Here is a 21,727-nt window from a genome sequence, read left to right on the forward strand (position 1 = left end):
AATCTGATTTGTGTTTCATTAGCAATCTCTAATATTATTTTCCTGACAAGAACGAACCTGACAACCGGATAACTATGTCTGAAGTAATGCCCATCGACATTAGAACGATGCGACAAAAAGTGCGTAATGCCGCAGCACTGTTAAAAAACATGAGTAACGAAAACCGCCTGTTGATTCTCTGTCATCTTAGTCAGGGGGAAATGTCTGTTTCACAGCTCAATGAGCGTTTTGACCTGAGCCAGTCTGCCCTGTCACAGCATCTGGCCCTTCTGCGCAGGGAAGGGCTGGTGCAGACTCGCCGGGAATCTCAAACCATTTACTACTCATTAGACAGTCAGCAGGCTGCCCGACTTATTGAATTCCTGCACAGTGAATTCTGTTCGTAACCGGCTTTAAAATAGCTTTCAAAGAATTATACGTTTGAACCCTTATTGACAGGCTGGTAGACTCCACTGTCGCAGAGGTTGTGAATATGGGCGACAAACGTAGTCTATATCCCGCATCCATATATCAAGCCATAGACAAATAAAAAGGGAAGGCTGCGAACCCATGAAAATTCTTGTAGCCGTTAAGCGAGTCATCGACTACAACGTCAAGGTCCGCGTCAAGCCGGATCATTCAGATGTTGATCTGACGAATGTCAAGATGGCCATCAACCCGTTCTGTGAAATCGCCGTGGAAGAAGCGGTTCGATTGAAGGAGAAAGGGGTGGCCAGTGAAATCGTAGCGGTTTCCCTGGGTACTAAAGCGTGTCAGGAGCAGCTCAGAACCGCGCTGGCGCTGGGTGCTGACCGGAGTATTCTGGTTGAAACCGATGAACCGCTCAGTTCCCTGAGCGTTGCCAAACTGTTAAAAGCCATTGTTGATGAAGAGAAGCCAGACCTTGTCATTCTTGGCAAGCAGGCGATCGACAGCGACAATAACCAGACCGGACAGATGCTGGCAGCATTATCCGGTATGCCACAGGCGACATTTGCTTCAGAAGTGAATGTAGAGGGTGACAAAGTGACCGTAACCCGGGAAGTTGACGGTGGCCTGCAGACTCTTGCCTTATCATTGCCAGCCGTAGTGACTACCGATTTGCGCCTGAATGAGCCCCGTTACGCCTCACTGCCAAATATCATGAAAGCCAAGCGCAAGCCTCTGGACGTTAAAACCCCCGAAGCACTGGGAGTCAGCGTCTCTTCAACCATTACCACTCTGAAAGTTGAGCCACCTGCCCAGCGCACTGCAGGTGTAAAGGTCAGCAGTGTGGACGAGCTGGTAGAAAAACTAAAAAATGAAGCGAAGGTAATCTGATGGCTATTCTCGTTGTTGCAGATCATGATAATGCAGCCCTGGGTGCAGCCACGCTGAACACTCTTGCGGCTGCCGGTGCCATTTCTGCCAGTAGCGCTGGTAGTGAGATTCACCTGCTGGTGGCAGGTTTCGGATGCGCGGGCGTGGCAGAAAGGGCTGCGGCCGTTAACTGTGTTGGTAAAGTGCTGTTAGCTGATAACGCCTGTTACGATAACCAGCTGGCAGAAAATGTCAGCCTGCTGGTGGCTGAACTGGGCAAGAATTACAGCCACATTCTTGTGTCCGCTGGCACGACGGGTAAAAACCTGATGCCCAGGGTGGCTGCCTTACTGGATGTTGATCAGATTTCCGACATTATGCGTGTGGAAAGTGATGATACCTTCGTGCGTCCCACCTATGCCGGTAATGCCATTGCTACCGTTCAGTCTACTGCGTCTGTGAAGGTGATTACTGTGCGTACGACAGGGTTTGACCCTGTGGCTACGGAAGGAGGCAGTGCCAGCGTTGAAGCACTGGATATTGTCCATGATGCAGGCATCTTCCGGTTTTGTCAGTGAAGAGCTGGCGGAGTCAGACCGTCCGGAACTGGCTGCTGCAGAAGTAGTGGTATCCGGCGGCAGGGGCATGGGTAATGGAGAGAATTTTGAAATTCTCTATAAACTGGCCGACAAGCTGGGTGCTGCGGTGGGTGCTTCCCGTGCGGCAGTAGACGCAGGCTTTGTGCCGAATGATATGCAGGTAGGACAGACGGGCAAAATTGTCGCTCCCAACCTGTATGTCGCTATCGGTATCTCGGGTGCCATACAGCATCTTGCCGGTATGAAAGACTCCAAAGTGATCGTGGCAATCAACAAGGACGAAGATGCCCCTATTTTCCAGGTAGCAGACTATGGTCTGGTAGCAGACCTGTTCGAAGCCGTACCTGAACTGGAGCAGAAACTGTAGAAACCGCGGGCAGGGGACCCTAAACGTTCCCTGCCCGTCGATTGTCAGGGATAGTCCACTTGCAAATATGGAAGGCGAAGCTCTTATAGCAACAATAACATTCGGGAGTTTGCTTTGATTCGTATTTTGATCGTCGATGATCACGACCTGGTACGAACCGGTCTTTCACGTATGCTGGGTGATATGCCAGATATTGAAGTGGTTGCTGAAGCATCCAGCGGCGAAGAAGCTATTACAGTCTGCCGGAAAGTGTGTCTTGATAAAGAGCGCATTGATGTTGTCCTGATGGATGTGAGAATGCCGGGTATTGGCGGCCTTGAAGCAACTCGTAAAATTCATCAGTTTAATCCTGCCATAAAAGTCATTGCCGTGACGATTTGTGATGATCAGCTCTACCCCACCAAGTTAATGGAAGCCGGTGCTTCAGGCTATGTCACTAAAGGCATTAATATCGATGAAATGGTCACAGCGATAAAAGCGGTGGCCAGGGGGCAGCGTTATATCAGTCCCGATATCGCCCAGATGCTGGCACTGAAATCGCTACAACCGGACAGCGACTCTCCGTTTGACGTACTCTCAACCAGGGAAATGCAAATCGCACTGATGATTGTCGGCTGTGAAAAGGTGCAATCGATTTCAGATCAGTTATCTCTAAGTCCTAAAACAGTCAACAGCTATCGTTACCGAATATTCGAGAAGCTGAATATTTCCAGTGATGTTGAACTGACGCATCTGGCTATACGACACAGTCTTGTGGAAACCGTTTAGTCCTGCCCGCTTCGAAGGGTATACTGGTCGAAATTTCTATCTCTATCATCAGGCTTTATGGATACAGGCGATCATTCCGAACGCTTCGACTACAAGACGTTTCTTGAGCAGGCTCCCAACCGCCCGGGGGTCTATGATATGCGTAACGAGCAGGGCGAAACGCTGTATATTGGCAAGGCGAAAAACCTGAAAAACCGGTTGTCCAGCTATTTCCGGCCTACCGGTCTGACCACAAAAACCATGGCACTGGTCAGCAAAATCCACAGTATCAACCTGACCATCACGCGTTCAGAAACGGAAGCGCTGATACTGGAACAGAATCTGATTAAGGACAGGCGACCCAAGTACAATATTCTTCTGAAAGACGACAAATCCTATCCTTATATTTATCTGTCGACCGAGGATGAATTTCCATCTGTCGTCTACCAGCGTGGTAAGCCGAAAAGTAAAAAGGGTCAGTTTTTTGGTCCTTATCCCAGTGGCTGGGCAGTACGGGACAGTCTTAACCTGATGCAGAAGGTTTTTAAATTACGACAGTGTGATAACAACTATTTCCGCAATCGTACCCGTCCGTGTCTGCAGTATCAGATTAATCGCTGCAAAGCGCCCTGTGTCAATCTTGTCAGCAAAGAAGAGTACGAGCAGGATGTGGCTGATACGCGACAGTTTCTCGAAGGGAAAAGTCAGCAGTTAATTCGTACCCTGATTAAACGTATGGAAACTGAGTCGGAACGCCTCAACTTTGAGCAGGCTGCCGACATTCGTGACCAGATCAACCATCTCCGGCAGGTTCAGGAAGCACAGTCAGCCGATAAAGGGGCTGCGAATGCCGATGTGGTTGGTGTGTCTGAGCAATCTGGCAGTGTCTGCTTTGACGTCCTGTTTGTACGTGGGGGCAGAGTGCTGGGGCATAAAAGTTATTTCCCTGACTTCAAACTTGAAGCCGACAGAAATGACTACCTGGCAGACTTTCTTGGGCAGTTTTATATCAAGCTGAGTGACAGTCGCGACTATCCTGCCGAGATCATTATCCCCATCGAATACCAGGAATCAGCCGTACTGGCCGAAGCGATCACGGAAGTGAGTGGAAAAAAAGTCGCTATTAAACACCGTGTACGCGGGGAACGCAGTGAGTGGCTGGAGCTGGCCAATAAAAATGCTGATATGAGCCTGGAGAGCCAGCTCGCCAGCAAAACCCATAGCCTGCAACGAACAGAACAACTGACGTCGCTTTTATCGTTGTCAGAAACCATCAGCCGGATGGAGTGTTTTGATATCAGTCATACGTTCGGTGAAGAAACCGTGGCGTCCTGCGTTGTGTTTGGCTCAGCCGGTCCTCTGAAAAGCGAGTATCGTCGTTTTAATGTCAAAGGAGTTACGGCCGGTGATGATTATGGCGCTATGCGCTTCGCCCTGCATAAGCGCTATAAAAACCTTAAAGAAAACCCTGAAAATACCCCGGGCGTGATCATTGTTGATGGCGGCAAAGGTCAACTTGGTATTGCTGAAGAGGTGATGAATGAATTGTCCCTGCAGCATATTCCCCTGCTGGGTGTCGCTAAAGGCGTCAGCCGAAAGCCCGGGCTGGAAACGCTGATTTACCAGGGCGCTGAGTTGCATTCCAAAGGAAATGAGGCAGCGCTATTGCTGATCCAGCAAATAAGGGATGAAGCGCATCGTTTTGCCATTACCGGTCACCGACAGCGTCGACAGAAAGTACGACAGAAATCTACCCTTGAGTCTATACCCGGTGTTGGAGCCAAACGACGTTCAGCCCTGCTGAAGTTCTTTGGTGGACGGCATGGTGTTATTGAAGCGCCTGTTGAAGAGCTGGCGAAGGTTGAGGGTATCAGCCGTAAGCTGGCGGAACAGATTTACGAACACTTACACTCTAACTGACTTGTGCTTCAGGTATTTGATTGTACTTGTAACAGCATCTGTGTAAGTTATGCATGTTTTTTCATTCACTGGCGACCCACATTATCCGGTCGTCAGTGGCGACTGAGATTCACGCTGGATTACAATCCGAACTATGAATGTCCCGAATATACTGACATCACTGCGTATCGTTCTGGTACCGTTTCTGGTACTGGTTTTCTACATGCCTTATGAATGGAGCTACTCGGCCTCTGCAGCGATCTTTGCTGTGGCAGCCATTACTGACTGGTTTGATGGTTATCTTGCCCGCCGCTGGAACCAGACCACTGCTTTTGGTGCGTTCTTTGACCCGGTTGCAGATAAAATCATGGTAGCCACCGCGCTCTGTTTGTTGATTGAAGAATTTGGTGCATTCTGGATGACAGTACCCTCTATGATCATTATTGGCAGGGAGATTGTTATTTCGGCTCTGCGTGAATGGATGGCTGAGCTGGGCAAGCGCACCAGTGTTGCGGTTAACAGGATTGGCAAGCTTAAAACCGCTGCGCAAATGGTGGCAATTACACTGCTTCTGTTCACACCTGTGCCTTTGGCAGGGATTATTGGTTATATTGGTCTCGCCCTGCTTTATGCTTCTGCAGTACTGACGTTATGGTCAATGTATGTGTACCTTCGTGCTGCGTGGCCTGATTTATCCCCGTTCTCTAGGGGCTGAGCACAAATGATGTGCGCAAGGTGTTGACACAACGAGAAAAATTCTTAAACTACGCAGCATCTTCAACGGGAACAACTTCCCGGAAAGATTAAGCGGGAATAGCTCAGTTGGTAGAGCACAACCTTGCCAAGGTTGGGGTCGCGAGTTCGAGTCTCGTTTCCCGCTCCAATTTAGATTTGAGTGTGAAATGCAACCTTACTAAGGTTGGGGTCGTCTCTTTATAATAAGAGCGAGTCTCGTTTCCCGCTCCAGTTTAAAAGGCGAGTTAGCAAAGCGGTTATGCACTGGATTGCAAATCCACGTAGACCGGTTCGACTCCGGTACTCGCCTCCATATTTGAAAAGACAACAGGTGTTGTTTTTTCAAAGCTTGAAGCGCTACAATGCTTCAAGCGCCCGGGTGGTGAAATTGGTAGACACAGCAGACTTAAAATCTGCCGACCGTTAGGTCGTGCCGGTTCGATTCCGGCTCCGGGCACCATACAGAAAGGCCATCGTTCATTCGATGGCCTTTTTTTTCGCCTGTTTCAGGGCTACAGCCCTTGAAACGCCTGCTTTCCCGCTAAAATATTCAACCTTCAAAAATTTTATTCCTCACTATTTTTCACCTCTTTTCACTGTGTTTTTCGTTCAAAAATTTCCACTTCCTGACCACTGCTTCCACCACTAAGCTTTTCCTGTGAGAGTAAGCCTAAGAGGGTGATTTCCATGGCTTCATATGAAGAAAGAATCCACGGGTGGTTGGTGCGAATTCATAAGTTTGGAGTGCGAGAAAGCAAAACTTTCGACACAAAAGAAGAAGCTGAGTCCTGGGCTAACAAAAGGGAAGAAGAAATAGCCGCAATGGGCAGCTCTGAACGGGAGGTTGCCAAAGTACGAAGGCAGAAGGTAACCCTGCGCCAATGCTTTGAACGATATATCAAGGAAGTAAGCCCCAAGAAAAAAGGCAAGGAGACGGCTCTCCGGGAAGGTAAGCGGTTTATGCAGTTCTGCACCAATCCTTCACACGAACCACTGGGCAGTTTGATGGATAAGAAAATGTCAAAAATTGAGCCCCATCATATTGCCGAGTGGAAACTGAATCGCTTGAATCATGTAACGAACAGCTCGGTGGTCAGGGATAAAAATTTTCTCAGCCATGTATTCAGCACAGCTAGGGAATGGGGGTATATAGAAGAAACACCGTTCGGGGGGAAAGTGAAGTTCAGTGAAGACGATGACAGTGACCGGGATCGCAGGGTCACTGATCAGGAAATTGAGGAAGTACTGTTTGCCCTGGATGATTGGGATCGGCAGAGAAAACCGGAAACACCCAGAGAGACAGTAGCGCTGTTGTGGTGTCTTTGTCTTGAAACCGGAATGCGTTTACAGGAAGTGAAGTTTCTAGAAGCGGCCGAAATTGATCTGGAATCGGGTGTGATCGATTTGCCCAGAGAAAGAGTTAAAGAGAAACGGAAAAAGTCAGTGGCTCTGACGGATGAAGCCATCCGGTTAATTCAGTTAGGCAAAACAGAGGAAAAGTATTGGTTTGATAGTAATAAACTGAATGTCAGCTCTATCTTCTCTCTGGCTAGCCGGCAGACAACCATAGAAAACCTCCAGTTCCGGGATTCCAGACATGAAGCTTTGACTCGTTTATCTGAAAAGCTGAAACCCTTTGAATTAGCCCGTCAGGCAGGGCACAGGGACATGAACAGAACCTTAAAATACTATCGCAAGACAGCCAGAGAGTACGGGCAGAAACTGCGAGATTAACTGACGGATCGCTTGCGACCTCTCTTTTTGGGATGTTGTTCACCTATATTGTCAGACTTGATGTAAGCATTTTCAGCCCACAGAATCACATCACTGTTTAACCATCGGGGTTTGCTTTTGTGGCGCTGACCATCAATAACGATTTCGTTATGCCTGGGAGGAGGGAAGCCGGTCTGTTTGACCAGAACATTACGAGTGTAATTGATAGAGTGATCAAGAAAGCGGGCGATGCTTTTTATTGACCAGAACTCGATTTCATTTTTCATCGTTCAGTACCTTTAACAAAGGGCCGGGCAACTCATGATGGGGGAAGTGGAGTGAAGGTAGCGAGTGAGAACCTGCAATTTTTGTAGCGGTGTATTCCTGTTCATCGATCCATTGTTGCTCGAAGGCTACTTCAACCAGCCGGTCAACCAACTCAGTGAAGGAGAGTGCGCCCTGACGAACCAGCTTGATATTGCTGGGCGGGCGCATCAGGAAAAGCGCAGGATAAGCAAGAATGTTCAACGCACCCGGTGGTGATAAGTCAATGTGACTATTAGGGAACTCTCGAATTGTGTTTCCGTCCGTTGATATTGCAATGATTTCAAATCCATAGTTCATTCGCAGCAAGAGAACAGCTTTGGCCTGAACATGACATAGGGGGCAACTGCCCTTGTAGTAAAATACCAGCCCTGCCATTTTAGCGATTTTTGTCAAAATGGCTTCTTTGGCTTTGTAGGCAATATCATCTTTAATTTTTGCTGCTGCGGGAGATATAGGGCGTCGGATGTTTTCATCCAGATAGGGGTCGTTTTCTATAATCCGTTTGCCAGCATGGGCAAATCGCTCGGCCTTATCTTTCACTATTTTATTCAGATAGAGATAAGCACTGATATTCTCTTTGCTTGGGTCATCTATTGCCCTGTCCAGATATTCACCGATATTTTTTCTGATCCAGCTGGCAGGAGGCTCTTTTGATAATACGGCTGACATAGCTGGATTATTGGTTTGCTCTTCTGGTTCAGGTATCGATTCATACCAGAACCAGCCCTCAGAGTGTCGGTCAAACCATCGCTCCTCCGAGATGGCGGTTGCTGGAAAAAGCAGTAATAAAAGAAGGAAGAAAAACATCAGACACGTTTCTGCCAGTTGGCTGTCCACCAACCGAGTGAAAGGGTGGTCAGCCAAGCCATTACAGGAAACAGCCAGACGGGAAAAGACCAGGGAATCATCACCAGATATAAGAACAGTCCCGGAATCCAGCGGCACAGTCTGCGGCTCCACAGGTTTCGTAGTGGGCTGGTGTAGTGGAAATCATGGTAGCGAATTTTCCGGATCAACCATCCGTCCATGACCGCAGCCAGAAGAACGATGCCCCAGTAAGGAAAGCAGGCGATTAGCAGGGCAATACGATAAAACAGTTGTTGCAGAAGCGTCAGGAAGTTCCGGACAACGCTTTGGAAAAACTCGATGGTTTTGGCGAGCCCTTCGCCCATCTTGCGATCCGGCGTAGTGTGCTTCAGTAGAAAGCCCTGAACGCCCGTTTCAAACACTGTTTTGCTGTAGAGCCTCTGTCCTGTATTGATAATCCAGATTCCATTACCTTCTCCCAAGCTTTGAGCGTATTGCTGTTGCTCTTTCTGAAGATATTGATTCATGTTTTGTCCGGGGATAGCCAGCCAGATCAGAATGAGACCCAGCCCATAGCACCAGACGACGATGGGGCTGGTCTGTTTTTGAGAATTTGTCATGGATTGTTTTGATATCAGAGGTTCAGGATTCTGGAGAGCAGATGATCGGAATACGACCTTTCAGCAGACGACCACCGCCCAGTCGTGCCACATATTCCAGGTTGGGGAGCTCGCCTAACAGTTGCGGCGGGAACAGGTCGCCGGTTTCCTCCAGCTGTTGTTCACTTAAGCTGCCTGTAAACTCCATTGGGCGGTTGGCGTCGGTGCTGATGCCCTGATTGCGGATAAAGTAGCGGTAACGAACCGGTGGCAGTTTGTCGGTGATAAATTTCTGGGTTTCGGGGTTCTGGGTTCGTAGGCAGATTAGGTGGTTGCAGTTGTCGATAAACTGTTCCGCTGCCGCTTCTGAGCCCAATTGCGCCTCAAAGTCCGCCAGTGTCTGGGTGGCGACGTACAGCCGGAATTTGGCTCCCCGTCCTTTGTTGAGCAGGGATAACAGTTGTGGGCAGAGTACTTCAGCGGCTTCATCTACGAATAAGTTAATAGGTTGATCATTTGTGGATGAGTAGTTGTAACGATCACCTGCCACAGCGGCAAGATCGGCCAGTAACAGCTGCCCGATAGCTTTTCCCACCATCGGGTCGCTTAACGAATCCAGTCCGAAATACATCACCTTGTTTTGTTCAATCAGGTTAGCCGTATGAGTACAGGGTCGAAGGTCGTCTATATCCGCAGGGTCGGGCGATAACAGTCGTGCAAGAGGTCCACCGGTTAACATGCCCAGAACAGGCAGCAGGGTAGCGACCATCTTGCCGTAGTGCGCCCGGTCGTGTTCAAACAGTGAGATCAATCCTTCTACGTCGGTACATGGATTGTCAGGCATGGTCTGTTCTCGGTAAAGCTCTATCCAGCGGCGAGCTACGGTATCCTGATTGGCCTTACCCTGTTGTGATTTTGAAGTGATTTTTTTCTCGGCTTCAGGACAGTGGCTTGAACACACCGCTGTTAAAGCCCGTATCAACAGCCGGGCAACACCACCTTCCAACCCTTGCCGAATAAGTACCAGAGTGGGACGTTGACCGCAGAGAAGATAGCCCTGCACCACAGCATCCACCGCTTTCTGGGCAAATGCCTGAAACGGTGCGTTATCACCGCCCGACGGCATCAGCCCGGCAATGCGACTGGCCAACTCGCTGGAACGGTTAAAGTTCTGTAACAGGTTGATACGGATGGAGTCCGCCGGAAAGCCGGGATGAAACTTCATAAAGCGACGTTGACTGCCTGACAGTTCACAACTTCTGAGCGTATGGGAAGCAAGGTCATGGTCGCCTTTGGGATCGATGATAATCACCGGCTCGTTGCGTAGCACCGCCTGAGTGACCAACAGATCAAACAGCCGGGTTTTGCCGCTGCCGGGAACACCAATCACCATGGTGTGCATCTGAACCTGTTCCAAGGGTTGAAACAGTGTTTGCTCATGCTCTTCCATGCCATGAATCCAGCCTGCGCCCATAATACTCTCAGATTTGGCGGGCTGGTTATCGCTGCGAAGCAGGTCCCATGCCAGCTGTCCGTGCTGTCGTTGCCACTCAAAACCCCAGCCCAGCCAGACGCCTTTCTCACTGTTTTGTTGCTGAAGGGTTTGGCACTGTTTGGCGGTCAATGTGAGTAGGGTCAGCTTTTTGCCTTTCAACCTCCGGTGTCGCTGCCATAGGGGCAGGGCTTGAGTCAGTCTGACGAGAGTGGTTGTGGCGCACAGAGCGGTGGTCACCATAAAACCAATTGTTGGCAGGGTGCTGAAAAACATCAGGGTGATGGCAATATTCATTGACGTGAACCAGAGCACCGCCGAGCTGAGTTCATAAATGGGTCGCCAGCTTTGCAGGTAGGGCTTGTCGCTGATCATGGTGTAGCCTCTGCCGCTGCATTACTGGCTGGCAGCCATTGGCGACACTGTTTAGATATTTCCGGTTGCAACGCAATCACCTGACGACCATTGCGGCGAATGATGACCTGGTTAGCGATGGGGCGCAGCCAACCCTGCTCTTGCCAGCACTCCAGCAGGGCATCGGGTTCGGGCAATCCTTCCTGACTGGAGACATCTTCCGGCCATTGCAAAAGCAGAGACTCTTTTGCCCATTTCACACTGTCGGGGTTCAGTCGGGACACCACCTGTTTTAACCACTCCAAACCATTTCCAGACGGTTGTTTTGAAGCCGTTTGTTTTAAAGCTGTCTCTTTTAACGTTGGCTGCTCTGGGGCAAGGGGGTGAGCAAGACCTGTCAGAGCTTCTCCCCGTACAAAGTGCAGTTTGACACTTTTCAGGCGAGCCACTTCCACTGCATTCACCAGTTGTTTAACCGCTAAAGGGCTACTCTGCCCCACCAGTGCGCTGATAAAGGTTTGCCAGAGAATGCCCTTATCATGGTCTGGCTTTAAGGCATAACGTAGGTTGTTGGGTATCAGTTGTTCCAGCAGTAACAGGTTTGTCCAGGTATATTCTTGTGGAATGGGCTTATCGGGGCGGGATTCACAGTGCTGCCAGTGAGGGCAGTAACGTTCAATTCGGTATTGTTGCAGCCAGCTTTGCAGACTTTGCTGAGTCGCCATCCACTGTCCGACCTGTTCATCCCTGATTGTTACACAGCTGATCATGCGTCCACTGTCATGCAGCAGTCCGGCGACACCGGCCATTAATCGCCAGAGGGGCTGTCTTGCCCGGCGTCGATCCGGGTAGAGATCATGATCCACATGGATTTGTTGTGTGGAAGACACCGCCCAGAAAGCAGTTTCCAGAGCATGGCGTAAGGCTCCGGCGGGTTCACAATGATGCAGGGGGTGAGCAGGCAATAAGTGCAGCCAGAGAGCCAGCTGATCCAGCGTCTGGTTAAACAGTTCCTGCAGTTCATCAGGCAGACAGAGTTGTTCATTGACCTGCTGAATCAATAGTTGTTGCTGATGCAATATGGTTCCTACTCCCACCTGATAGCCTGCACACCCCTCTGACGGATTGGTATCCGGTGCTGGGTGGGGTGTTGGCAGAGATTCCGTTTTTTGATGAGGGTGCAGCCAGTGGTTAACCACCGATAAAACCTGGGAAGCGGTCATGGTTAGAGCCCGAATATGGAGTTGATAATGGTGGGAGTCACCTGCAAACCAACAGCCGCACCGACGCCGGTAGCAAAACCGATCAGGGAGTTGCGTGCCATGCCGTAAGCCAGTCCTATCAGGACAAAGGAGATGGACAGTGTTCGACCAAGGTCGCCTTTAATCCAGCCCACTAATCGCCCGTAGATTTCCGAAAAATCATTGGAGCCTGTGACGGTCAAAGTGTCTGCAGCCCAGAGTTCTGGCGACAATAAGGCCAGTATCAGGATTGCTGCGGTTTGCAGCATTATGCGTTGCTGATGGAGGTGGCTTTGTAAGAAGTGGGGAGTGCTGGCAAGACAAGATAAGGAATACATGGGATACGTCTCTTAGTCAGTGGAAGTGTAAATGGGAACCGCAGACTGCCATTCCCTCGGGTAGATGTCGGTCATCACCACACCGCCGCTGTGCCAGTTACCCTGTTTATCCACCCAGGGGGCGATCCAGATTCTCAGGATTTGAGCGGGTAACCGGTTTGGGATTGATTCAGGAGTGATGACATTTAGATCAGGTTCTGCTTTGGTCATGGTGGGTGGTTGTGGCGGTGTTATGGGTTCAATGGTGGAGAGGTCGGTGTCCCTGTAGACTTGCCGTGCGGATTTGCAGACCCCTTTGCCGGGCTTCTCACAGGCATATTCACTTTCTCCTATTCCCAAAACGGAGCAGCCCTGAAGGAAAAAGGTTGAAGCACAAAGGAACAAGGTCACGACGATTTTGAAATGTTTTACGCTCATGGCTTTAACCCTCGGGTCAGGATCAAATCAACTTTTCGTTCTGCGCTGATCTCAATAACCGGTACCATTTGATCCGCCAGTTTCAGATAAAAGTCCGCCAGCTTTTCCAGAGCTTTGTTGCTTCCTTTGATCAGTGAGCTTTGCAGGGCGTCACTGCCTTTTAACCCGGATTGAAAAGGAGACTGAATTTCACCGTTTTTATTGGGTACCACTGAGAACACCGGAACAGGTTTGATATCAAAAGCCTGACTGACACCACTGAGAAATCCTGCCATCGCCGCTTTCGCCATGACCTGTCCCTGCTTGCTGACCAGTCTGCCCCGCAAACCTGCCTTGCCATCTTCTCCGGCTAAATACCCTTCCAGTGGTCGTTCAACAATCTGCTCTTTGTCTTTGATTTTGTTGCTGAAAATGCACGACAAAGTTTCACTGCGAAGGTAAGCCCGTTCTGAACTCAGGTCGCCATAGCCGGAAGCCAGCACAAAACATTCACGGACATTGGTTCGGTAGCGGTTGGGTAAAATAGCGGAGGCTTTGATTCGGATAAGAACGGGATAAGGCTCCCGTCGTGCGCCTTGGCCGGTGGGTACATCCAGTCCTGTTATAAGCTGACCCGATAGAATACTGCCAGCGGGCAAACGCAATAACTTGGGTTTTATCTCTGCCTTGGTGTCTGTTGTTGCCGGAGGCGTGAAAGTAGCGCCCAGCATGCGTATGGGTTTAGGTGACGGCGGAGCTTCTTGCTCTTCAGGCTCAGGGTATTGCAAGGGAGGGGGTTGGTTATAATGGTTCCAGCTCAAAACGTCAGGAGGCAAGGGTTCTGGTGAATTAATGGCTTCTGTAGCAATGGTTTTGCCTTGAGCCGGATCAACGCTGTTCAGTCGTTTAATTTCCTGTTGTAACAGCTCCATCTCTTTCTGATGTTGTTCATGGAGTGCCTGTTGCTGCTGATTAATGTTCTCCAGATCGGCGCTAATGCGGTTCAGGGTCAGCTCTTTTGGAGGAACGCCGGTAAAATCCACGCTCTGTGCGTTTGTCTCATCGGTTTTGTCGCCCTCCGGTTGATACTTTTTGCTGGTGACAAAAATCAGGGTGATGATGACCAGAGCACTGCCCAGCACAATGCCTAAACGTTGGACTCCGGGCGTTAAATAGCGGTTAAGGGTGTTCATGGGCTTTTTATGAAAAGAAGAATCAGTAGCTGAGTAATGAAGGGCGAACAGGAGGAGCTGACTCCGGCTCTTCAGCTTGGGAAACAATAAACAGCTCTCGCTTCTGTCCCGGATATAAACTGTTTTTCGGCCACATGGATACCGCACTGACGTAACGACCATGACAGCTCTGCTCATGGAAGGTCACCGGTTTCTCGGTGTGGTTTCTGGTGGTACCGACCAAAACATTAAAATGATGTCCTTGAACCTGTTGTGCCTGGGTAAAGTCAAAGACCAGTCCATCCTGCTGGCAAGGTTGCACAGTGGAAGCGGTAAACTTCCCCAATTCGTAGCCTTCCGGGATTTGACCTTTGACCAGTGTCTTTAAAATATCGGTGATGGTCTGTTCATAGTCTGCGGACTCTTCCCATTTTCGGGCAGCTTCCCGATTGCCCAGTAAGATTCGTTGCCATTGTTTGGACAGGGTGAGCTGGATCTCTTTTGGTGGTACGTCCAACAAAGTCACCAATAACGACAGGGCGTGGGATTCATTGTCGGGAGGAGTGATGTACACGACAAAAGGTTCCTCCTGTCGTGACGAAAGGTAGATAACAGGGCCTTCTATACGAATGTCCGCCTGATCAATGGTGCGTACTTGGGGTGCGGGAAAAGGTGTCACGATCCGGTTCAGGTGCAATCGGCTCAATGTGACCATTTGCTGTTGTCCGGGGGACACCTGCAATTTTACCGGGGGTGTTCCGGCTGCGATTAAGGGTGATCCAAATAAAAGGCAATAAATACAGACGGCAGAAGCCAGTGTTCTGTTCATAGTGAGGTTCTCCAGGGGGATTATTTCAGGTTGGAATCAATCTGAATGGCAGCCAGCACAGGGCGGTAGCGGATAATGTCGAACCGGAACGTGAAGTTTTTTTGTCCCTTCAGCCTTTGATTACCAGAGTTCATTACTGCATTGCCCGTGACCTTTACGGCTTTTGATTCTTCAATAAATTCAAGATGTAACGGTTCAAAGCTCATGCTGACTTTATCGTCCCGCAATTGACGGAACTGCCTGTTCAGTGTGTCCTGCACCTGCTGGTAGAGGTTGGGAGCAAACAGGCTTTGCAATCGGGATTCTACAAACGACAGATTCTGTGGGTTTAGATTGCCCAACAGCTCTGCCAGCGACAGCCCCCACCATTCATGGTAAGCGACAGACGCCTCACCGGAATGAATCCAAGCCTGAGTTTCCATAAACGGCATCAGTAGCTCTACCGTTGGCTTGCGGCTCAAACAGTGAACAATCAACAGGGCATTGGTAACGACCAGAATCAGCAGGATCAACCGATCCATACAGAGCCGTTGTCGCCACTCTTTAAAGCGTTGCAGGTAGTCGGTGATGGTCATTTGCGGCAGGGATAGAAAGTTCGGATATAGGGGTTGGGTAATGTTTTGGATCGGGAGAAACAGAACCCCAGCCAGTACATTCGATGGCTCAGATGCCCGTCAGGGTGCCGATCCCGAAATCGCCGGTACAGCCGTATCGCCATAATGCCCAGCAAAATGCCAAACAACAGATGATCAAACCAGATACCCCAGATCAGGCCGACGGCGACGGGGTAAACTTCGTCCAGTGACCAGAACAGGAACTGGATGGGGTCGTTGATGGTGCGGGGGATTTCCATGATTTCCACTTTTGTGAAGTTAATGTGTTTTCGAATATTTCGTTTATTGCTATTTCGTTTATTTCGATTAAACTGTAGATAATGACAAACTCAGGAAGTACGCCATCAAGGACTATCTATGACTACCAAAGACAAACTGACCCTGCCTACGGCAGAAGAGATAGCTATTGCACAAGAGTGCAGTCGGGAGATTTCGGCCTACCTGGAAACAGGTACCGAGTCACAACAAATTGCCATCAGCTCTAAGGATGGTGAAAAGCATGCTCTGTCGATTCCCACCAGAGCATTAAGCCTGCTGGTTGATATCCTGGCGCAGCTCGGACAGGGCAATGCTGTGAAAATCATTCCTATTCATGCTGAATTAACGACTCAGGAAGCGGCAGATATTCTTAATGTTTCCCGGCCTTACCTTGTCAGGATGCTTGATCAGGGGGAGATTCCACATCACAAAGTGGGTCGTCACCGCAGAGTGCGCTATCAGGATCTGATGGACTACAAAACAGCTGTTGATGCCAAAAGGCTATCGTCTCTGGATGAGCTTTCTGCCCTGTCCCAAATGCACGACCCGGAGTATTGATGGCTTCCCAATTTACAGCGGTTTATGATGCCTGCGTCATTTATCCCTCAGTCTTACGAGATGTTTTGCTGCGACTGGCTTTGACGGATACATTCAGGGCTAAGTGGACCGACAGGATTCACGACGAGTGGACTCGCAACCTAAAGGCAAACCATCCGGACATTGATGAAAACTACCTTCGAAAAACAAGACAGTTGATGAATTCCCACGTCAGGGACGCTCTGGTCGAAGGTTATGACTATTTGATTGATTCAATTGTTCTGCCTGATGAAAATGATCGTCATGTTGTGGCAGCTGCCATCGCCTCAAACGCTGATGTTATTGTCACTTATAACCTGAAGGACTTTCCCGATGAAGCTCTTGCGCCTTTCGAACTTCAGGCCATACATCCGGACAGCTTTATTCATGACTTGATCGATTTACATCCTGCAGAGGTGATCGGGGTTATTCGAACTGCAAGAGATTCCCTAAAGAACCCTCCAATGACCGTGGACGAATACCTTGGCAGGCTCAGAAAACAGCGCTTACCGGAAACAGTAACCTGGCTTGAAACCATGAAGCTGGCTTTGTGATCGTTTTTACTGACGGTTCTTAGACTTTCGCAGGTTATCCGTTTTCATTTGTTGGTAATGGTTTACGTCTTGAGTCGTTAGCCCCTGGTAACGGGAATTCAACCGCTTCCGGCTATCTTCCCGCTGATCGTCAAAATCCAGCCTGGAACCTTTGCCTGTGAGCTTTTCAAGATTGAGCTGCTTCAGTGTATCGGCATTCAATTCCGGCAACTTGTTTTGCAGTTTCAGCAGTGCCAACCATTCGCTCAGGTCTATTCGGTTCCAGTCTACCGTTTGTAAGATTTCGGGAGTGATACCTGAACAGTCTGGATGTTTGGCTGAACCCCAGCCCATGTCCAACTGCTGCCGAATCTGCACTTGCAGGATACGGGACAGAGGCGAGTTGAAGCAGCAGTAGCTGTTAAATTCCAGACTGGTTATTCCCAATAACTCGGACTCTCGATAACTGCCGATTTTGTGGCAGGTTTTCATCTCTCGTTTGGCCGCCAGTTCAAACTCGTCATCTTCACACTGGTAAGCGATCTGTACGATCAGTTTGGTCATAACATAGGCGGTATAGAGCATGGTGACGGCACTGATGGCCGAAGTGATGGCCGGATTCATCATCAGCGTTTGTTGACTCAGCTGCCCACCCTGTGAAGCCAGATTATCGCCTACAGTTCGGAACAATAGATTGGTGGCATCTTCTCCTAGCACTTTCTGGACGACTTCGGCCATCATTCGCATGAGCTGTTGTTGCATATTACCGAGAACACTCTTTTGCGCTTCCTGTGACAGCTCTCCGGCAATGGGTTGAGCTGTCGCAGCCTGGGTGTGGACTTCAGCGGGTGTTGGCCAGAGCTTTTCGGTGAGTTTATCCCAGCTATTCTCCATATAAGAAGCCACATCTGACCAGAGATTTTTTGCAGGTTGAGTGAGCTTATTAATACCCTGCATCAACGGCTCTCGCAATTTCTGGTAGCCTCCGGTCAGGAGGTTGGGATAATGACCTTGCAGGTGGATCGCTGACTTGTCGAACAGATAGCCCATCAACAGCAGGTTCAGGTAGCTGCCAAAATTGACGTTGGTGGGGAGGTTGCAGCAGTCCACCATATTGAAAATACCTTTTTTGCAGGTGCAGGCTTTACCGCTGAATATCTGACAACCACCACCATAAGGGTCACACTCCATATCGTGCGCCATATGTTTTGCGGCGTGGAGACCACTTACCGCACTGGCAAAGTCCGTATTATCAGCATCGGTAATATCTGCCTGACACTCTCCTAACATGCACTTCATAGGTTGGCCTTCGCAGTGAATGCTCTCTTCGATGCCGATGCGATTCAGTGAACCTGTGTAGCCGCAGTCGTAGCGGTCTTCTGAGGTGTAGCAGACTCCACCTTCTTTTGATGGAGAGTCTCCCAGACACCGGCTGCCGAGAAATTCACAGTCAGGATTATTGGCAAACTGGGAACAGCCATCGGGAGGTTGTTGTATGGCGGCGGTCTTGTAATAAAAACAATCAGCCTCTGCTCTTGCTGTTTTGCAGTCGGAGGGCAGTTGTCGTGACAAGGTAGGACGTAACGCTATCACTTTGCCATGAAGAGAGTGTTCTGCCTCTGTCATCCGTTCAAGGCAGTGGAACTGAAGGTTACATAATCCATCCTGTTGCCACTGTTTCATGGCTTGCAGCTGTTCAAGTTGGGAAACAGGTGTCCAGCGGTCTTCATCCACCAGTTTGTCCATATCAAAATACAGCTTTAGCAGAGCGTAACCTTCGCCCATATCTCCTACAGATGTTCGTATTTTGACCGCCAGTTGATGATCCAGGCTTTTTAAAACAGCTCTGTCCAGTGTAACGGGGCTATTCAGATAAAAATTCTCGTCCAGTTCACAACCTCCGCCGCTCTCTGGTGGAAAGTCGCCATTGCTCTGCCATACCTTCTGATTGTTAATCCATATTTGCATCCGGTCATCCCAGCGGGCTTCCTGAATGACGGCACGGGTAAGGGCTTCCGGTTTTTGCAAAGTGACAGTGAAGGTTTCCTCTTTGATACAGCAGCCGCAGCGGTAGTAGTTATCTGCGCCCCGATTTTTGCCCAATCGAATCTGAATGCAGCCTTCATATGCAGAACTACTTTCACAGCTGTTCATACCCGATAAACCTGAACCGGAGACATATTCAAGGAATGGGCTGATTCGGATTTTACGGCTAAGCGTTACGCTGTCGTCTGTGACCAATGCCCGGGTGCACTCCCTGATATCGGGGCTGTGTACCTGTCGATCCTGTTTCAGTACCAACGTTTTCTGATAGTCGCAGCCTTTGAAGTGCTGGCGCAGCTGGGCAATGGTGGCGCTCATCTCTGCATTGGAGTCGTAAACCGGATTGCCCTGAGCATCGGTAGGCCAGTGCTTTTGTTTTGACCATGTATTGGGGTGTTGCAGGACATTCACACTCAGCTCCATAGCTCCCAGAACTCGGTGTTCATTGGCATCGGGATAGTAGCGGTTGGGTGATTGGTTCAACAGGCGCCAGGCTTCGCCTTCCGGTGACTGCTCGGTTTCCAACTGGGTTGCCCGGTGTTCACCAAAGGTTTGTAAGCCATCAAAGTCTTCACTGTGATAAAAGCGTTCCAGCTGTTGTCGGTGTTGGTGGTCTTGAGATTTTTCCATGATGAGCGTGGGGGCAGAACCAATAACCGACTCCGGATTACGGGTAATGGCTTCGGTCTTATGACTGATGTCGTTGAGCCACTGGGAGCGGGTGTGTTGCTCAAAGGTTTTGGCAGCTTCTTCTGCAAAGGCAGTGGTTATGCAAAAGAGAAGAAGGCAATACACTTTGTTGGGCCGACAATACTTCACTGGCTCACTGCCGTCTGACAACAGTCCCGGTACTGCCAGAGCAGATACATGGCGTCGTCTTTACCCAATGGGTGCCGGTGCATTCCCCATGTTACTGCAGAGGCACCGATCCAGTGAGCCTGCTGTTTTTCAGGCTCTGGCCAGAACATGCTCATCTTGTATTGGCTTTTGGGTAGCCAGGGTGTAATACGACTGTGGCACTGTGCATCCTCGCCTACGGTTTTTCGGGCAAGGCCGATGCGATGAATCTTGGCTAATGCTCTTGTTGCCAGCAGGCTGGTGTTATCAGCAAAGTGTCCGTAGGTGCTGGTAAAGCCAGACAGTGGATACAGGTTTCCCCAACTACCAGCGCACCAGTGCAGGCTGTCCATTGGCTGTGAGTTCAAAGCCGATAAGCCGTCCGCAGTACAGGCATTTAAGGCTGAGGGGTTGGCATAAGCGGCAAGGTCTGGTGAAAGCAGAGCCGCTAACTCTGGATGATTCCATGAGGGATCAACTTCCGACAGATTCATCAGATCAAAATCCACCAGATCGCTGTTGCAACCACCGATACCTGTGTACATATTCAGCATCTCAATCAATGGCAAGCTGTAAACATGGGCGTGCATATAGGTCAGCCCTTTGGGGATATTGGCAGAGCCTAATGTTCCCCAACGACGCTGGTCAGCAATAGGCAATTTGTGACCGCCAAGCGCCATTAAACAGCCCGGACCACGAGTGAGTTCTATCAATCGTTGTGGTCGCCAGAATCCTGTAGTGACTCCGGGATGAAATATGCCTGCACTGTCTTCGCACAGACACAGTCCTGTGCTGGTTTTGGCTCTGTGATTTGGTTCCTTGCCGGAACCCAGCTTTGCCAGCCCGATACGGATGGGAAACAACTCTTTCCAGGGGACAGAGGTAATTAGCTTTTCAGAAAGAATCGGTACGTTCTGGCACAGGGCTTTTGAGGGATTGTCTGTGGTTTCAACGGCATAGGCTGGTTGTGTTGTTTTGGAAATCAAAGCTCTTGCCCATGACATCACTTCAATGGCTGAAAACTGTGATACTTCTGCTGTCGTCACTCGCCAGTGATTCTGGCTTTCCGGTGTCATTAATGCGGGTAAGGCTGTCAGTTGAAAGCGATGAACCAGCTCTGGGGGCATGATATAAATTGGATGTTCTTGCCAGATAGACGGCAGTGTTTGAAATTTTTGCAACGAGCCATTTGAAACCAGCACCAAAGCGTCAGGATGTTGCTGTAACCACGGAATCACAGCTTTTTGTTGCTGACGATCATTGATATCAAGCGCAATTATTGGTGTTTGCCAGTGACTGGAAAGTTTCAGGACTTTGCTGGATGCTTGCTGGCTGGTTGGCAGCTTTGCTCCGAAAGAAAAGTTTCTGCTCTGTAACCGCCCGTGTACTTTTGCCTGTACAGCCTGCCAGTCCTGTTGTTTTATGAGTTTGAGCAACACTTCCAGCAAATCGGGTTCGCTAACGGGGTAGGCCGAACCTCTCAGACCCAGATCACCCCGGACACCAATTTGAAACTGCCTTAACAACCACTCGCAGGAGGTAACGCCCGCAACTTTCAGCAACGGCTTGCCGCCCTCAGATAAAAGCAGTGTGGGAACCTGAGTTATACCTGCGGCACTAAAAGCAACCGGATCAATCTGAATCCCATGATTCGTGCCGGATTGCTCCAGAATAGTCTGCCAGTATCGTACGGTTCGGTTCAGAGGTTTATCGCCCGGTAACAGCCCTCTGGCAATGATGGAAATCGACCTGTCTTCCGGCAGAGTTCTGAGAATATCAGTTATAGTCGTTTGTCCAAGGCTCTCGGATATAAACAGCTGAACTGTTATTGCTGGCTGTTGTCCCCATGATACCCGTGGTATCCAAAGGCATAGAACCAAACAAGACAAAGTCAGAGTGTTCCTGCGGTTTTGTGCAGCTTTCGGTTTGTACATGGCTGTGTGGTGTTGATACATTGAGAGGAAAGACAGGCT

The 21,727-nt window shown here is 49.6% G+C and carries 21 protein-coding genes, 3 tRNA genes and 1 pseudogene; 12 read left to right on the forward strand and 13 right to left on the reverse strand.

All coding sequences use genetic code 11. From position 1 onward, the window contains the following. Nucleotides 1–74: 74 nt before the first annotated feature. The 10 genes and pseudogenes from V5J35_RS22880 to V5J35_RS22925 all read left to right on the forward strand — a co-directional run bounded on the left by V5J35_RS22880 (nucleotide 75) and on the right by V5J35_RS22925 (nucleotide 7,359). The gene (locus tag V5J35_RS22880; protein ID WP_354009343.1) at nucleotides 75–386 is read left to right on the forward strand and encodes an ArsR/SmtB family transcription factor; all 312 of its coding nucleotides are present in this window, start codon (nucleotides 75–77) and stop codon (nucleotides 384–386) included. Between the two features lie 163 nt (nucleotides 387–549). Next, nucleotides 550–1,299, forward strand: a complete 750-nt coding sequence (locus V5J35_RS22885; protein WP_354009344.1) for an electron transfer flavoprotein subunit beta/FixA family protein — start codon at nucleotides 550–552, stop codon at nucleotides 1,297–1,299. Continuing rightward, a pseudogene (locus V5J35_RS22890) lies at nucleotides 1,299–2,244 on the forward strand (electron transfer flavoprotein subunit alpha/FixB family protein). The gene V5J35_RS22885 and the pseudogene V5J35_RS22890 overlap by 1 nt, the downstream one beginning before the upstream one ends. A 114-nt stretch (nucleotides 2,245–2,358) precedes the next feature. Beyond that, nucleotides 2,359–3,012 carry a UvrY/SirA/GacA family response regulator transcription factor gene (gene uvrY, locus V5J35_RS22895; protein ID WP_354009346.1) on the forward strand — a complete coding sequence of 218 codons (654 nt, stop codon included), beginning with the start codon at nucleotides 2,359–2,361 and terminating at the stop codon, nucleotides 3,010–3,012. A 57-nt stretch (nucleotides 3,013–3,069) separates the two neighbouring features. After that, nucleotides 3,070–4,911, forward strand: coding sequence for an excinuclease ABC subunit UvrC (gene uvrC / locus V5J35_RS22900; protein ID WP_354009347.1), 1,842 nt, complete (start codon nucleotides 3,070–3,072; stop codon nucleotides 4,909–4,911). Between the two features lie 133 nt (nucleotides 4,912–5,044). Continuing rightward, nucleotides 5,045–5,605, forward strand: coding sequence for a CDP-diacylglycerol--glycerol-3-phosphate 3-phosphatidyltransferase (gene pgsA, locus V5J35_RS22905; RefSeq protein ID WP_354009348.1), 561 nt, complete (start codon nucleotides 5,045–5,047; stop codon nucleotides 5,603–5,605). Between the two features lie 92 nt (nucleotides 5,606–5,697). Next, nucleotides 5,698–5,773: transfer RNA gene (locus V5J35_RS22910), tRNA-Gly, on the forward strand. A gap of 91 nt (nucleotides 5,774–5,864) precedes the next feature. After that, nucleotides 5,865–5,938: transfer RNA gene (locus tag V5J35_RS22915), tRNA-Cys, on the forward strand. A gap of 60 nt (nucleotides 5,939–5,998) precedes the next feature. Beyond that, nucleotides 5,999–6,085: transfer RNA gene (locus V5J35_RS22920), tRNA-Leu, on the forward strand. A 227-nt stretch (nucleotides 6,086–6,312) separates the two neighbouring features. After that, entirely contained in the window at nucleotides 6,313–7,359 is a 1,047-nt protein-coding gene (locus V5J35_RS22925; protein ID WP_354009349.1) for a tyrosine-type recombinase/integrase, read from the forward strand. On the opposite strand, the gene V5J35_RS22930 is transcribed toward V5J35_RS22925, so the two are convergent. From V5J35_RS22930 to traL, 11 genes are all read right to left on the reverse strand, one after another. After that, nucleotides 7,356–7,625 (reverse strand): hypothetical protein, encoded by a 270-nt coding sequence (locus V5J35_RS22930; RefSeq protein ID WP_354009350.1) that lies wholly within the window; start codon nucleotides 7,623–7,625, stop codon nucleotides 7,356–7,358. The two genes, V5J35_RS22925 and V5J35_RS22930, sit on opposite strands and share 4 nt — an antisense overlap. Then, nucleotides 7,615–8,472 carry a conjugal transfer protein TraF gene (locus V5J35_RS22935; RefSeq protein ID WP_354009351.1) on the reverse strand — a complete coding sequence of 286 codons (858 nt, stop codon included), beginning with the start codon at nucleotides 8,470–8,472 and terminating at the stop codon, nucleotides 7,615–7,617. Before V5J35_RS22935 ends, V5J35_RS22930 begins: the two co-directional genes overlap by 11 nt. Continuing rightward, complete coding sequence (locus V5J35_RS22940; RefSeq protein ID WP_354009352.1) at nucleotides 8,472–9,092, reverse strand: IncC plasmid conjugative DNA transfer DtrJ family protein; 621 nt, start codon at nucleotides 9,090–9,092, stop codon at nucleotides 8,472–8,474. Before V5J35_RS22940 ends, V5J35_RS22935 begins: the two co-directional genes overlap by 1 nt. A gap of 22 nt (nucleotides 9,093–9,114) precedes the next feature. Beyond that, nucleotides 9,115–10,938: a conjugative transfer system coupling protein TraD gene (gene traD / locus V5J35_RS22945; protein ID WP_354009353.1), complete on the reverse strand. Its 1,824-nt coding sequence runs from the start codon at nucleotides 10,936–10,938 to the stop codon at nucleotides 9,115–9,117. Further along, nucleotides 10,935–12,140, reverse strand: a complete 1,206-nt coding sequence (locus V5J35_RS22950) for a TraI domain-containing protein (protein WP_354009354.1) — start codon at nucleotides 12,138–12,140, stop codon at nucleotides 10,935–10,937. The genes traD and V5J35_RS22950 overlap by 4 nt, the downstream gene beginning before the upstream one ends. Before the next feature lie 2 nt (nucleotides 12,141–12,142). Continuing rightward, a complete protein-coding gene (gene traA, locus V5J35_RS22955) occupies nucleotides 12,143–12,427 on the reverse strand; it encodes a TraA family conjugative transfer protein (RefSeq protein WP_354009355.1) in 285 nt (94 codons plus the stop codon). 81 nt (nucleotides 12,428–12,508) lie between these two features. After that, complete coding sequence (locus V5J35_RS22960) at nucleotides 12,509–12,913, reverse strand: TraV family lipoprotein (RefSeq protein ID WP_354009356.1); 405 nt, start codon at nucleotides 12,911–12,913, stop codon at nucleotides 12,509–12,511. Beyond that, nucleotides 12,910–14,085, reverse strand: coding sequence for a TraB/VirB10 family protein (locus V5J35_RS22965; protein WP_354009357.1), 1,176 nt, complete (start codon nucleotides 14,083–14,085; stop codon nucleotides 12,910–12,912). The genes V5J35_RS22960 and V5J35_RS22965 overlap by 4 nt, the downstream gene beginning before the upstream one ends. Nucleotides 14,086–14,107: 22 nt before the next feature. Further along, a complete protein-coding gene (locus V5J35_RS22970) occupies nucleotides 14,108–14,893 on the reverse strand; it encodes a TraK domain-containing protein (protein ID WP_354009358.1) in 786 nt (261 codons plus the stop codon). A 20-nt stretch (nucleotides 14,894–14,913) separates the two neighbouring features. Then, nucleotides 14,914–15,468: a TraE/TraK family type IV conjugative transfer system protein gene (locus tag V5J35_RS22975; protein WP_354009359.1), complete on the reverse strand. Its 555-nt coding sequence runs from the start codon at nucleotides 15,466–15,468 to the stop codon at nucleotides 14,914–14,916. Further along, nucleotides 15,465–15,746, reverse strand: a complete 282-nt coding sequence (gene traL, locus V5J35_RS22980) for a type IV conjugative transfer system protein TraL (protein WP_262567795.1) — start codon at nucleotides 15,744–15,746, stop codon at nucleotides 15,465–15,467. The genes V5J35_RS22975 and traL overlap by 4 nt, the downstream gene beginning before the upstream one ends. A gap of 118 nt (nucleotides 15,747–15,864) precedes the next feature. On the opposite strand from traL, the gene V5J35_RS22985 reads away from it, so the two are divergent. Continuing rightward, entirely contained in the window at nucleotides 15,865–16,323 is a 459-nt protein-coding gene (locus tag V5J35_RS22985) for a helix-turn-helix domain-containing protein (protein WP_354009360.1), read from the forward strand. After that, nucleotides 16,323–16,895: a PIN domain-containing protein gene (locus tag V5J35_RS22990; protein ID WP_354009361.1), complete on the forward strand. Its 573-nt coding sequence runs from the start codon at nucleotides 16,323–16,325 to the stop codon at nucleotides 16,893–16,895. Before V5J35_RS22985 ends, V5J35_RS22990 begins: the two co-directional genes overlap by 1 nt. Before the next feature lie 6 nt (nucleotides 16,896–16,901). Here the strand turns inward: V5J35_RS22990 and traN are convergent, their stop codons facing one another. After that, on the reverse strand, nucleotides 16,902–19,736 hold the full coding sequence (gene traN / locus V5J35_RS22995; protein ID WP_354009362.1) for a conjugal transfer protein TraN: 2,835 nt from the start codon (nucleotides 19,734–19,736) through the stop codon (nucleotides 16,902–16,904). Continuing rightward, entirely contained in the window at nucleotides 19,733–21,643 is a 1,911-nt protein-coding gene (locus tag V5J35_RS23000; protein ID WP_354009363.1) for a TrbC family F-type conjugative pilus assembly protein, read from the reverse strand. The genes traN and V5J35_RS23000 overlap by 4 nt, the downstream gene beginning before the upstream one ends. Between the last annotated feature and the right edge of the window lie 84 nt (nucleotides 21,644–21,727).

Origin of the sequence: Endozoicomonas sp. NE40 (assembly GCF_040549045.1) — a bacterium.
Lineage (GTDB): Bacteria > Pseudomonadota > Gammaproteobacteria > Pseudomonadales > Endozoicomonadaceae > Endozoicomonas_A > Endozoicomonas_A lisbonensis.

Coding starts and splice junctions, on each gene's coding strand:
- uvrC (WP_354009347.1), top strand. CDS start 3,070: ATGGATACAGGCGATCATTCCGAACGCTTCGACTACAAGACGTTTCTT.
- V5J35_RS22940 (WP_354009352.1), bottom strand. CDS start 9,092: ATGACAAATTCTCAAAAACAGACCAGCCCCATCGTCGTCTGGTGCTAT.
- V5J35_RS22985 (WP_354009360.1), top strand. CDS start 15,865: ATGACTACCAAAGACAAACTGACCCTGCCTACGGCAGAAGAGATAGCT.
- V5J35_RS22975 (WP_354009359.1), bottom strand. CDS start 15,468: ATGACCATCACCGACTACCTGCAACGCTTTAAAGAGTGGCGACAACGG.
- traL (WP_262567795.1), bottom strand. CDS start 15,746: ATGGAAATCCCCCGCACCATCAACGACCCCATCCAGTTCCTGTTCTGG.
- traD (WP_354009353.1), bottom strand. CDS start 10,938: ATGATCAGCGACAAGCCCTACCTGCAAAGCTGGCGACCCATTTATGAA.
- V5J35_RS22990 (WP_354009361.1), top strand. CDS start 16,323: ATGGCTTCCCAATTTACAGCGGTTTATGATGCCTGCGTCATTTATCCC.
- V5J35_RS22885 (WP_354009344.1), top strand. CDS start 550: ATGAAAATTCTTGTAGCCGTTAAGCGAGTCATCGACTACAACGTCAAG.
- V5J35_RS22950 (WP_354009354.1), bottom strand. CDS start 12,140: ATGACCGCTTCCCAGGTTTTATCGGTGGTTAACCACTGGCTGCACCCT.
- V5J35_RS22960 (WP_354009356.1), bottom strand. CDS start 12,913: ATGAGCGTAAAACATTTCAAAATCGTCGTGACCTTGTTCCTTTGTGCT.
- V5J35_RS22970 (WP_354009358.1), bottom strand. CDS start 14,893: ATGAACAGAACACTGGCTTCTGCCGTCTGTATTTATTGCCTTTTATTT.
- traA (WP_354009355.1), bottom strand. CDS start 12,427: ATGCTGCAAACCGCAGCAATCCTGATACTGGCCTTATTGTCGCCAGAA.
- V5J35_RS22930 (WP_354009350.1), bottom strand. CDS start 7,625: ATGAAAAATGAAATCGAGTTCTGGTCAATAAAAAGCATCGCCCGCTTT.
- V5J35_RS22880 (WP_354009343.1), top strand. CDS start 75: ATGTCTGAAGTAATGCCCATCGACATTAGAACGATGCGACAAAAAGTG.
- V5J35_RS22935 (WP_354009351.1), bottom strand. CDS start 8,472: ATGTTTTTCTTCCTTCTTTTATTACTGCTTTTTCCAGCAACCGCCATC.
- pgsA (WP_354009348.1), top strand. CDS start 5,045: ATGAATGTCCCGAATATACTGACATCACTGCGTATCGTTCTGGTACCG.
- V5J35_RS22925 (WP_354009349.1), top strand. CDS start 6,313: ATGGCTTCATATGAAGAAAGAATCCACGGGTGGTTGGTGCGAATTCAT.
- V5J35_RS22965 (WP_354009357.1), bottom strand. CDS start 14,085: ATGAACACCCTTAACCGCTATTTAACGCCCGGAGTCCAACGTTTAGGC.